The organism is Flavobacterium sp. YJ01 (genome assembly GCF_029320955.1).
GTDB lineage: Bacteria > Bacteroidota > Bacteroidia > Flavobacteriales > Flavobacteriaceae > Flavobacterium.
Window position 1 is genome coordinate 5,154,289 of sequence record NZ_CP119757.1, and the last position, 12,667, is coordinate 5,166,955.

Here is a 12,667-nt window from a genome sequence, read left to right on the forward strand (position 1 = left end):
TTATAAAAAAGAAAAGTTATGATACAATTTAAAATAAACAGTTTCTGTCTTACTAATAAAGTAAGACTGCATTTTGCATTATTTCTGATGCTTTTAGGTTTAGCCAATGCCGTAAAAGCGCAAACGAGCGGAAATCCTTTGTTTACAGGAGCTGATCCCGAAATTCATTACTTTAATAACAAATATTATATTTATACTACTGCAATTTACGGAACTCAGTTTCATGCTTATTCATCTACTAATTTGGTTAATTGGATTGATGAAGGACTTATTTTTGACCTTTTTCCAGACAGTCCTTGGTCACAATACAATGGTTGGGCGCCGGCAGTAGTTTTTAGAAACAACAAATATTATTTCTATTATACCGCAGAAACCAAAATTGGAGTTGCAGTAGGAAACACGCCAATCGGTCCTTTTACAGATATCGGAGCACCGCTTATTGGAACAGATCCTTACACCGATGATATTATCGATGCGAATGTTTTTGTTGATGAGGATGGACAGGCTTATATTTATTACGGAGGTTCTGGAAAAAGCAGAATGGTGGTTCGTAAACTAAACGCAGACATGATTTCTCTTGCAACTGGCCCGACAGATATTACACCCCAAAATTATACCGAAGGCCCTTATATGGTAAAACGAAAAGGTATTTATTATATGATGTATTCAAATGGCGCTTGGTACAATGATAGCTATAATGTGCAATACTCAACTTCAAATTCTCCTATGGGGCCTTGGACTTACAGGGGAAAAGTCTTGAGTTCTAATACAGAAGATAAAGGTCCAGGGCATCATGGGGTTTTAAAAATGGGCAATTGCGATGAATACTACATTGTTTACCATCGCTACGAAAATGGAACATCAGGAGATCGAAAAATTGCAATCGACAGAATGTATTTCAATTCTAATGATTTGATTGAACCTGTTAATATGACCAATTACGGTGTTCCAGCAAGAGTTCCAGACCAATCTTGTCCTACGCAAAGTATTGTTTCGGGCGGAATTTACAAGTTAACTCACAAAGGAACAACACAATGTCTAGATGTTTATAATAATGGAAGCCAGTCGGGAACAAACGTACAGCAAAGTACAGACAACGGAAACGATGCTCAACGTTGGGTCGTTACGCTTGAAGCGGATGGATTTTACAAACTGACACATAAAGGAACAAACCAATGTTTAGATGTTGTCAATAATAGCAACGCGCAAGGCGCTAATGTTCAGCAAGCGACAGATAACAATAGCGACGCACAACGCTGGAAAATCGAATTAATGTCTGACGGTTATTGCAAATTGACACACAAAGGAACAACTCAGGTTTTGGATGTCGATAACAACAGCAGTCAATCGGGAGCTAATGTACAGCAATGGTCTGATTTGGGTACCGATGCTCAAAGATGGAAAATGGATTTGATTGAAGTTCCAATTGTTTCAGGCGGCGTTTATAGATTAACACATAAAGGAACCAATCAAAGTTTAGATGTAAAAGACGCAAGCACACAGCAGGGCGCAAACGTACAGCAATATACCAAAAATGAAACTGATGCACAGCGTTGGATTATTACCAAAGAATCTGATGGTTTCTATAAATTAACGCATCGAGGAACAACTCAAGTTTTAGATGTTGATAATAATAGCAGTCAGCCAGGAGCAAATGTGCAGCAATGGAGCGATTTAGGAACCGACGCACAACGTTGGAAAATCGAATTGATGAGCGACGGTTATTTTAAACTGACGCACAAAAACACTAATCAATGTTTAGATGTGGTAAATAATCTTGCAGAACCTGGAACAAACGTGCATCAATATACAGATAATGGAAACGATGCGCAGCGCTGGAAATTAGATTTAATAAAACTTTCAGGAACTTTAGGAACGAACAAAGTCTCAAATTCTCAAATTGAACCTCAAAATGAGACATTAAATGCCATTAGTATTTATCCAAATCCTGTAAAAAATACGCTTTTCTTTAGTTCAGATATCAAAGATATTCAAGTTAGTATTTTTAATCAGACTGGAAGTTTAGTCATTCAAAAGGCACTTAAAGAAAATAGTTTAGATGTTTCAAATTTAACCACAGGCGTTTATTTGATTGTTTTTGAAAAAGACGGAACAAAAATTACCAAACAATTTATTAAAAAATAAAAGCAGAATAAATAGTAAATACTTCAAATCATCTTGTAAAAGTCATAGCTTTATGAAATGAATTGAAATATTTATTTTAGATTAATTTTAAAATAAAATATGAAAACAAAACAATTTTTAGTTGCAATTTTTAGTCTTGCGTCGGCGGTTGTGGCAGCTCAGGAATATAAACCTGAAGCGAATCCTAAAGCAGTTGTAGTGTCAGGAAATGCAAGATTTACAGTGCTTTCGCCGCGCGTAATCCGTATGGAATGGAGTTCAGATGGAAAATTTACAGACAATGCTTCACTTACTTTTGTGAACAGAAATCTTCCCGTTCCGTCCTTTACCAAAAAAGAAAGTAAAGGTGAGCTTCAAATTGTAACTGATGTTGTAAAATTGAAATACAAAACAGGTTCTGGCAGTTTTAACGACAAAAATTTAAGTGTTGATTTTATCGTAAACGGAAAAGCTACAACGTGGAAACCAGGTTTAGCAAATACTAAAAATCTTTTAGGAACTACTCGTACTTTAGATGGAGTAGATGGGCCAGCAAAAGAATTGGAAAAAGGAATTATTTCTCGTGATGGATGGTATTTAATTGACGACAGCGAACGCCCACTTTTTGATAATTCAGAATGGCCGTGGGTAATGGCGCGTCCGGGAGAAAAACCACAAGATTTATACCTTTTTGCGTATGATTCAGATTATAAAACAGCTTTAAAAGATTACACCGATATTGCGGGTAAAATTGCCATGCCGCCGCGTTTTGCTTTTGGTGCCTGGTGGTCGCGATACAGGGAATATTCAGATACAGAATTTCGTGATCTTGTGGGCGAATTTAAAATGCACGATGTTCCTTTAGATGTTTTTGTAATCGATATGGACTGGCACGTAAAATCGCTTCCTGAATTTTTCAAAAATGGACAAAGACAAAGAGATCAAGCTGGAGAAGATTCAGGTTGGACGGGTTTCACATGGAATAAAAATTTATTTCCTTCGCCAGAAAATTTTTTAAAATGGACTGACGAACAGCATCTTAAAACTTGTTTGAATCTTCATCCCGCATCTGGAATTCAGCCTTTTGAAGAAGTTTATCCTGAAATGGCAAAAGCAATGGGAATTGATCCTTCAACAAAAAAATATGTTCCTTTTGATATTACAGATAAAAAGTTCGCAGAAAATTATATGAATCTGGTATTGCGTCCAATAGAAAAAATGGGCGTAGACTTTTGGTGGCTAGATTGGCAGCAATGGGGAAATACCAAGATTCCAGGTGTTAATCCGACGATTTATTTGAATTATGTACATTATAGTGATATGGAACGCCAAAATAAAGTGCGTCCATTAATTTTTCACCGTTGGGGCGGACTTGGAAATCACAGATATCAAATCGGATTTTCGGGCGATACACACGTTTCTTGGGAATCCTTAAATTATCAGCCTTATTTTACGTCAACTGCGGCAAACGTAGGTTTTGGTTATTGGAGCCACGATATTGGCGGACACCAAGGCGATGCAGGAACTCCAGAACTTTACACAAGATGGATTCAATGGGGCGTTTTCAGTCCGATATTTAGAACGCACGCCACAGCAGCGCCACAGCACGAAAGACGTATTTGGGCTTATCCGTTAGATAATTTCTTAATTATGAGAGAAGCGTATCAAATGCGATATGCTTTGGTTCCGTATTTATACAACGAAGCTCGAAATACGTATGAAACGGGAGTTTCAACAGTTCATCCGATGTATTACGATTATCCAAAAGATGAAAATTCATATTCAATTCCAAATCAATATATGTTTGGGCGCGATATGATTGTGCATCCCATCACCAAACCAATTGATAAAGGAAGTGTCTTTTTATCGCATGAAACTTGGCTTCCAGAAGGGAAATGGTACGAGTGCAGCACAGGAAGCATTATAAACGGTGGAAAGAAAATTACAATGCCTTTTACTTTAGGAGATATTCCAGTTTTTGTAAAAGAAGGCGCAATTATTCCGATGCAACCAAAAGTGGAAAGAACAGATGAAAAACCTTTGAATCCATTAATTTTGGCTTTTTATCCAGGTAAAAAAGGAAATCTGAAATTGTATGAAGACGAAGGAAATAACAACAATTTCAAGAAAGATGCTTTCAGTTTTACAACAGTAATTTCAGAACAAAAAGGAAACAAAACCAATATTGTAATTGGAGCTGCAGAAGGTTCATTTCCAGGAATGCTGACTTCTAGAGGTTACGAACTGCGTTTTCCATCTTCATTTCCTCCAACTTCTGTATTGGTAAATGGAAAAAATATTCCATATAGTGAAGAAGCCAAAGTTGGAAGCTGGTCTTATGCTGGAAATGCTTTCGAAACCAGTATTTATTTACCAGAATCTCCAACGAATACGAAAGTTACTGTTGAGGTTCAATTTCCAGATTACGATCCGCAATTGCTTTCTGGTAAAAAAGGGCAAATTAAATACATGAAAAATTTCGAAGCATTTCGTTTGTTAAACGATTGGAATGATGGATTATACAGTCCTTTCGAAATCATGTCGCTTTCTCAATTGGGTCAAAATATTGAATATAATATTGGAGATATTAAAAAACAAATTGACGGATTTTCTAATCGTTGGAACAGTGCTTTGTTAACGATTCAATCTATTAGCGAAACCAATAAAGCATACAAACCTTATTACGAATTTCTAAAAATCTACGGAAAAATTGCTGAAAGACCTGAATTTGTGAATGATGAAGCCATGCATTCAGATACAAAAGCAAAAGTAGAATTTGTTTCAAAAGGAACAGATAAAATATATTACACAACAGACGGTTCGGTTCCAACTTCAAAATCGCAAGTTTACACCAAAGCGTTTGAAGTTACAGTTCCAGCACGTGTAAATGCGATTGGAGTTCCAGCGGGCGAAGGTTCTCAAAGTTCTGTCATTTCTAAAATATTTTACAATAAAAAGACAGGTTTAAACTATAGTTTATACAAAGGAAAATGGAGTAAAATTCCAGATTTCAGTAAACTAACCCCAATTGAAAAAGGATTTGCTCCCGATTTTGATTTGAATAAAATTAAACACGATTCTAATAATTATGGTTTAGTTTACAACGGATTTATAAACATTCCAGAAGATGGAAAATATACTTTTTATATCGCTTCAGATGATGGAAGCAAGCTTTATATAGATAACAAATTATTAATTGATAATGACGGATTACACGGTTTTGATGAAAAGAAATCGGAAATAACCTTAAAAAAAGGATTGCTTCCAATTCGTTTAGAATATTTTCAGGAAAGTTATGGTGAGGGGCTTTCTGTCGAATTTTCGTCGGATAAAATAACTAAGACCAGTTTGTTTCCGTCGATATAGTTTTGTTGCATGAGGTTAAAAAGGATGAGTGTTTTGCTCATCCTTTTTGTAGTGTGCCAGATATGTCTGCCCTGATGCAGCTATCTCTTAGTTTAAAGAAAGAAAATAAAAGCAAAAATGATTGAAAGCTTAGCGTATAACTAGTATGAAAAAAATGGCGTTAATTGTCTTCAATTGGCGCCATTTGGCTTTGTGCCCCTTACTGAACAATTTACAAACCATTTTATGAATGATTTAAAGAAATTGGCTTATTTTCAAGTGAATTTGTAAGATAATTATTTTGTTTTTTTAATTAAAGACGGTTTGTATGTCCTGTAGAGGTTAAAAAGTTTAAAAAATGTTAAAAACAGCAAGGGGATTTAAATTTATTAAGTTGAAATAGTTTTTATAAAATTCTTGAAAATAAAATCTGCAGTTAGCTTAAGAAAACGAGGTAGTTTTTAGTAAAATTATAAAATAATGTGCAGATTATTTCAATCAAAATGTGGTGAGGAATTTTTAGGACTTTCATCTGACTTTAATGCAATGAGAAATTAATTGTTTTATATATTAATCTGATAAGTTTTTGCACAAATTAGAAAATTTTAATTAAACTCATTAAATGTCGTTCGACTGAAGTTCGAAATTGATTTATTTCTATTATGGCTAAACAGTTGATGGGATATTGTGATAAATAGAGGAATACCACCAATGTGCCATCCTTCGGAATATTAAATAGTTTGCTAATTGGTTATACTAAATGAGTTTTTCGTAAAAGCAATAAGCCCGAAACAAATCGGGCCTATCGTCTTCAAATTTAATTGTAATTCTAAACTTTTGGATGCATCGTAATTAAACCAGTTTTTTTTGCAATGTTATGCAAGACTTTCTCCTATACGGAGATGGGTGCTGAGAACAACCCTGTTCCAAAGATTGATTGTAATTACGGCCGTTATTATATCTGCTATCTGGCTTTCACTGAAATACTGCAAGGCCTTTGTATAGGTTTCATCCGTTAATCCATTCTCATGGATTAACGTTATTTCTTCAGTTACAGCAAGAACTGCTTTTTCCTCTTCTGTAAAAATGTCCCCAGCTTCCTTCCAGGCACTCAAGAGAAAAATGCGCTGGTTTGACTCGCCGTTTTTAACCGCGTCCTGGGTGTGTATGTTGATGCAGTATGCACAGCCGTTAATCTGCGAGGCACGTATCTTTATGAGTTCTTTGGCTGTCTTGGATATGGAAATCTTTGAAAGGTAGCTTTCAAGGCCGATCATCGCTTTTAGTGCATCCGGAGCGGCCTGCTTAATGTTAAGTCGTTTTTGCATTGTATTATTATTTTTAAATTGTTCCATGCAAAATTGAATAATAAGAAAAGGAAAAAACTTAAACTGGTTTAAGAAAGAAGCCTTTTGCGTATTTCGCTCAAGTATTCGGGCGTGAATCCCAGATAGGAAGCAATCAGGTATTGGGGAACACGCTGGATGAATTCGGGGTGGTTTCTGACTGCCTGGAAATAAAACTCTTCCTTAGAGAACGAGAAAAGGAATTTAATGCGTTTCTGTGCGGCTGCATAAGCCCGCTGGTAGACAAAACGGAAATAGCGCTCCATTACCGGAAACTCTTCCAGCAGCCTCTGCTGCTTCTCCAAAGTGATGTAAAGCAATGTTGATTTCTCTACTGCCTGAATATAAAATTCTGTCGCGAGCTGGTTCTCGTAGGCAAAGTTATCGGTAAGCCACCATGTTTCTATGGCAAATTCCGTGGTTTGTTCGGTACCTTTCTCGTTAATATAAAACTTTCTAAGCAGGCCGTCCAAAACAAAATAATGATGCTGGCAGATCTGTCCCTCCTTTAGCAGGTTCTCTTTTTTACACGTTTCTTTTATGTCGAAGAATTTTTTGATCTGCTCAAAGTCATTGTCTGAGACCTCTGCAAATTTGGCTATATGGTTTTTGAGTATGTTGGACATCTGGAGTAAATGACATATTGGTTTTGACTGTTTGACCTTCTTTTTAATCGGAATGGCATCGCTGGCAGGCTCTTAAGCAAATATAGCAATAATATGCTTAGATACGTTTTGAAATCAGATTTCATTATTTGTCATTGAATAGTAATTGAAAGCAATTGGAGATTATATAGAGTCAATTTCTATTATACTCTGGGGGGGCGATCCTGTAAGGCTATCGAGTGGCAAATCGACTATTTGTGCTGTTTTTTATATAGTATAAACTTTAATGCAATTTGGCTATTGTTTGAAATAAAGAAAATAAAAGCAAAAATGATTGAAAGTTAGCGTATTTATTAGTGTAGATAAAAAAATGGCGCCAATTGAAGACAATTGGCGCCATCTGGCTGAGTGACCTCAACAGGACAAATTTCAACATTTTTTTTGGATGATTTGAAGAAATTGGCGTACTACATGTAGAGGCTGTCTTCCATTGGCTTTGTAAATTTGGTTTAGATGTCCTATTGAGGATAGATGAGATTTTTTTAAAAACTGAATTTTGTAATTTATCAGGGTTATTGGTAATGCCTCAAGGAATAAGCTCACCATCATATTTGAATGTCGTTCTTGCCACTAAAGTTGTCAACCATTCCGTTTTACCAGTTTTGGCTACTTAAATTATGGTTTTGGCTAAATTATCTTTCCTGTATCTGTTGAAATTTGCATCATAATAATATTAAAATAATCATTATGAAAGCGCAAAATAAAATTGCAGTAGTAACAGGAGGTAGTCGCGGTCTTGGAAAAGATATGGCTATTAATCTTGCCAAAAAAGGATTGAATGTAGTTTTAACCTACAACACTCAAAAAGAAGTAGCAGAAAATGTCGTAAAACAAATTCATGATATCGGACAAAAGGCTGTCGCTATAAAACTAGACGTTTCAGATTCTTCCAGTTTTGATTTGTTTGATAAAAATCTTAGAGATAAATTAACCAATTACTTCAAATCAGAAGGTATTGATTATTTGGTAAACAATGCAGGTTTTATTCATTATGCAAATTTTGATGCGATCACCGAAACTCAATTTACAGAAATGGAAAATGTACATTTAAAAGGTCCATTTTTCCTTACTCAAAAATTATTGCCTTTACTTAGAGCATATGGAGGAATTGTAAATGTTTCTTCGGGTCTAACCCGTTTTGCTACTCCGGGATTTGCAGCTTATGCAGCATTAAAAGGAGCAATGGAGACATTGACAAAATATCAGGCGAAAGAGCTTGGTGCCAGAAACATAAGAGTAAATGTTATTGCTCCGGGTGCTGTCGAAACTGATATTATGGGCGGTGCGGTTCGTGACAACGTAGAAATGAACCAGTATCTGGCCTCGCAAACTGCTCTTGGAAGGGTTGGGCTACCTGAGGATATTGGGGGAGTGGTAGCTTTTTTATGTAGCGATGCCGGCGGGTGGATCAATGCACAGCGTATAGAAATTTCGGGAGGCTCAAATCTATAATCAGACTTAAGCATAGTTGATAAGCTGAATTTTAAAGACAGTTAGAATAATATAAAATGGAAAAAGAAAATAATGGAGTTGTAAAAGCTCTGACGAAACAGGAAATAAATACCATTGAAAGGTTTTATGAAACATGGAAACTCAAAAAGCCAGAAGTATTAGATGAAATTTGCATGCCCGACTGGAAAGATATTCCACTTGCGCCACAACAAGAAGATAATCCAAAAGGACTGCAGTCAATTATGAAATTTTTGTTTGAATTATGTCCGGATATAGAAATCGTAGTTCATGAGATATTTGGTAGTCATGAGCGTGCAGCTGTTAGAGCTTCAATGGAATTTACACATGTAAATGAAATTATGGGGATTGCTCCAACAAACAAAAAGGTATCAATAGCACTGCATGAATTTCATTATTTGAAAAATGGCAAGCTTACACACACCTGGCATTTAGAGGACTGGTTTGGTTTATTGATGCAGAGCAAAGAAATGAGTAAATAAAATATTCGTATAATAATTTTTTACTTTTGTCTTTTTTCAAGAATTCATCTGAATTAAGACTTTCAAAAAAAATATAAATTTGTATCTATGGAAGTAATGAGAATAAAAAGCATCACAGAGTATCATCGGTTCAGAGGTCTTCCAAAGCCGGAACATCCCTTAGTAAGTCTGGTAGATTACTCACAGGTAAAATTTCCAGATGATGAAAATACGACAAACATTGTGATGGATTTTTATTCTATTGCTTTAAAACGGGATATTGGAGCCAAGCTCTATTACGGTCAGCAGGTTTACGATTTTGACGAAGGTGTAATGTCATTTATAGCACCAGGGCAGGTTTTACGGCTTGAGCGGGATCCTGATTCTTTACATAAGGGCGATGGGTATTTATTGCAGATTCACCCAGACTTTTTATGGAATTCACCATTAGCAAAAAATATTAAGGGTTACACGTTTTTTGATTATTCAATTAATGAAGCTTTATTTCTTTCTGATAAAGAGGAAAATATCATTGTAAATATTTTTGAAAACATAAGAGAAGAATACCACATCAACATTGATAGATTTACGCAGGATTTAATACTAGCGCAGATAGAATTACTGCTCAAATATTGCGACAGATTTTACAACCGTCAATTTCTGACAAGAAAAATCAGCAGCCACCAACTACTATCAAAAGTGGAAGATTTTTTGAATACTTATTTTGATGACAAAAACCGTGACGAAAGAAATCTTCTATCTGTCCAGACTGTTGCTGATAATATGAATGTTTCTTCAGATTATTTAAGCAATTTACTGAAATTTCATACAGGTCAGAATACGCAGCAGCATATTCACAATAAACTCATAGAAAAAGCGAAAGAAAAACTTTCCACTACTAGTTTATCAATTAGTGAAATTGCCTATGAGCTGGGATTTGAACATCTTCAAAGTTTTAGCAAATTGTTCAAAAACAAAACAAACGAAACACCCTTAAAGTTCAGAGCCAAGTTTAATTAAGCCTTTTATTTTAAAGTGTTTTTAAATTCTATTATTAAATTAAAAAAACAAAGTAGGCTTAAAGAAAATCAGAAGTTAAAATGATAATGAAAGAAAAACAGATTCAAATTTAGTTTGATGTAATGAATTTAGATAAAAAAATGGCGCCAATTGGCTTCAATTGGCGCCATCTGGCTTTGTGACCCCTACGGGACAAATTTCAACATTTTTTTTGGATGATTTGAAGAAATTGGCTTATTATATGTAGTTGTCTGTCTTCCAGTGGCTTTATGAATTTGGTTTAGATGTCCTGTTGGGGATTGATGTAAAAGATGTAAAAAAAGATAAAAAATATTTTCGTCGCGATTTTACAATTCGTGGCTTATAGACTTTTTTAAAATTTTATATAATTTTGCCCAGCAATATAATTTAGAAAATTGATATAAAAAAAGAGGCTCCCCAAAGCCTCTTTTAGATTAATGTTTCCCATTTCCTTTGCCTTTCCCATTTTCATTATGGTTTCCATTATCATGGTGGCTTTTATCTTTATTATTTCCTTTTCCGGGTTTTTGTCCTATTGTTTTTTGAGGTTTTCCTTTATACCCTTTTCCGTATTTTACTTTGTGAGATTTAAAGTTGTCATAAGGTCTGTCTCCTCTGTAATCAGTCAGTACTACTTTGTACTCATTATAAAGATCATAGTTTCTATAGGCTGAAGGCAGCGATCTGGTTCTAACCCATTGTCCGTTATTTAAATAAACATAATTTGATGTGCTTACGTCATAATAAGTTTCAAGATCCGGCAGATAATAATAACGAACATCTGAATAACCGGCAGGTCCCCATGCAGGAGGTGTTCCTATATTCACATTTACTGATACCTGAGCCTGAGTGTAACTAAATGAGAGGAATAAAATTCCGATCAAAAAATATTTTAAAGTTTTCATGATTTTATTTTTTAAGTCATTAAATATATTTCGGTAAAAACAATAAACGTGCCGAAAAACGTATATGTTGTTAAGTGTTTGATTAAGTGTTTGATTAAGTGTTTGATTATGTGTTATTTATATTTTATGTTAATGCTGATAATATCAGAAGTCATATTAGTGGTTCTGGTATAATGCCCATAACGAATCTCCAAAGTATTCCAGTGTTTAAGTCCAAAGATTCCGTTAAGTGGCGTGAATTTCATTCCCATTCCAAAGAAACTACTGTCAAACTTAGATAGATCATAGTTACTGGTGTAATATTCGTCTGCTCCGCTATGTTCTCCATAAGGTTTAAAATATTTCGTTCCAGTTTGAGTATAATATCTATAAAACGGACTTATCGAAAATGCCTGAGCTAATTTGACTGGAATTTCAAGATCGGCCGTATGTGCTTTCAGGCTCCAGTCATCTGTATAGTACCTGTAATAAGCCCTGATAATCACATTGTCACCTAGGAAATAACTGGCCCTTATTCCAAGGGGAATTTTAAGTCTGGTATCAGGCATTTTCTCCTGATGAACAGACCCATCAGTAAAATATACCCTGTGGAAAGGAAGGCTTAAGTATCCATTCTGACTGATAAAATCTCCAACAAGAAGCACCTGCAGGTTTTTATTGATGACCTGGGAATAACTCAGCGTTCCGGCAAATGTATTCCTATTGGCACTTCCGTAGCCTTCGCTTCCGGGCGCGCGAAGTTCCACGGGCTCAATGAGTTTTAACTGATCAATAAAAGTCTGAAATTTGGCTGTAAATTCCCCGTTTTTGTTTTTTGTTTTTTGCGAGAAGGCAATATTTGCTCCAAAAGACTGATAATCAAACTCGGTTGATGACGAGACCCCGAAGGCATAGGTCCTTCCTTTTTCCTCATTTTCCCTTAAATAAGTCAATGAAGGGTAGAAGCGGTTATCTGAAGAAGAAGCAGATGAATTGGCGCTTAAATCAATCATATCGGAAGAGGCAGAGGTATAGTGGTCAATTCCTGCTTCAATATCAAAAGTATGTTTGATTCCTGTTTCTCCGTATTTTACCAGTTTTACATCAATGGTATTGGCAATATCGGTAAGATGCTGCGAACCAATCCCTCCTGTAACAGCTGAATTGTCTCCATTCTGCTTATAATAGCTTGAGACTAAATTTACTTCTTCCAGCTTTAATTTTTTGCTCTTGTAACTGGTAGAATCAGCAGGTACATTTTGTGCTCTTGTCTGAAACAATGCCAGTAAAGCAAATCCTGTTATGAAAATTCTTTTCATTTTTTAGCGTAT

The 12,667-nt window shown here is 35.4% G+C and carries 9 protein-coding genes; 5 read left to right on the top strand and 4 right to left on the bottom strand.

All coding sequences use genetic code 11. The features are described from left to right. Positions 1 to 18: 18 nt before the first annotated feature. Both P0R33_RS22090 and P0R33_RS22095 read left to right on the top strand, forming a co-directional pair. Complete coding sequence (locus P0R33_RS22090) at positions 19 to 2,145, top strand: RICIN domain-containing protein (RefSeq protein WP_276173330.1); 2,127 nt, start codon at positions 19 to 21, stop codon at positions 2,143 to 2,145. Between the two features lie 99 nt (positions 2,146 to 2,244). Continuing rightward, on the top strand, positions 2,245 to 5,490 hold the full coding sequence (locus P0R33_RS22095) for a TIM-barrel domain-containing protein (protein ID WP_276173331.1): 3,246 nt from the start codon (positions 2,245 to 2,247) through the stop codon (positions 5,488 to 5,490). Between the two features lie 854 nt (positions 5,491 to 6,344). Here P0R33_RS22095 and P0R33_RS22100 read toward each other — a convergent pair. Both P0R33_RS22100 and P0R33_RS22105 read right to left on the bottom strand, forming a co-directional pair. After that, positions 6,345 to 6,797 carry a carboxymuconolactone decarboxylase family protein gene (locus tag P0R33_RS22100; protein ID WP_053471468.1) on the bottom strand — a complete coding sequence of 151 codons (453 nt, stop codon included), beginning with the start codon at positions 6,795 to 6,797 and terminating at the stop codon, positions 6,345 to 6,347. 68 nt (positions 6,798 to 6,865) lie between these two features. Continuing rightward, positions 6,866 to 7,441, bottom strand: coding sequence for a Crp/Fnr family transcriptional regulator (locus P0R33_RS22105; RefSeq protein ID WP_276173332.1), 576 nt, complete (start codon positions 7,439 to 7,441; stop codon positions 6,866 to 6,868). A gap of 726 nt (positions 7,442 to 8,167) precedes the next feature. Here P0R33_RS22105 and P0R33_RS22110 point away from each other — a divergent pair. The 3 genes from P0R33_RS22110 (at position 8,168) to P0R33_RS22120 (ending at position 10,431) form a co-directional block, all read left to right on the top strand. Further along, the gene (locus P0R33_RS22110; protein ID WP_276173333.1) at positions 8,168 to 8,932 is read left to right on the top strand and encodes an SDR family oxidoreductase; all 765 of its coding nucleotides are present in this window, start codon (positions 8,168 to 8,170) and stop codon (positions 8,930 to 8,932) included. Between the two features lie 56 nt (positions 8,933 to 8,988). Continuing rightward, positions 8,989 to 9,432 (top strand): ester cyclase, encoded by a 444-nt coding sequence (locus P0R33_RS22115; protein ID WP_276173334.1) that lies wholly within the window; start codon positions 8,989 to 8,991, stop codon positions 9,430 to 9,432. An 87-nt stretch (positions 9,433 to 9,519) separates the two neighbouring features. Further along, positions 9,520 to 10,431 carry a response regulator transcription factor gene (locus P0R33_RS22120; RefSeq protein WP_276173335.1) on the top strand — a complete coding sequence of 304 codons (912 nt, stop codon included), beginning with the start codon at positions 9,520 to 9,522 and terminating at the stop codon, positions 10,429 to 10,431. A gap of 455 nt (positions 10,432 to 10,886) precedes the next feature. Here P0R33_RS22120 and P0R33_RS22125 read toward each other — a convergent pair whose 3' ends face one another. Together P0R33_RS22125 and P0R33_RS22130 are read right to left on the bottom strand one after the other, a co-directional pair. Continuing rightward, entirely contained in the window at positions 10,887 to 11,357 is a 471-nt protein-coding gene (locus tag P0R33_RS22125; protein WP_223705959.1) for a hypothetical protein, read from the bottom strand. Positions 11,358 to 11,470: 113 nt separating this feature from the next. Beyond that, on the bottom strand, positions 11,471 to 12,655 hold the full coding sequence (locus P0R33_RS22130; protein WP_223705958.1) for a DUF3570 domain-containing protein: 1,185 nt from the start codon (positions 12,653 to 12,655) through the stop codon (positions 11,471 to 11,473). Positions 12,656 to 12,667 lie beyond the last annotated feature (12 nt).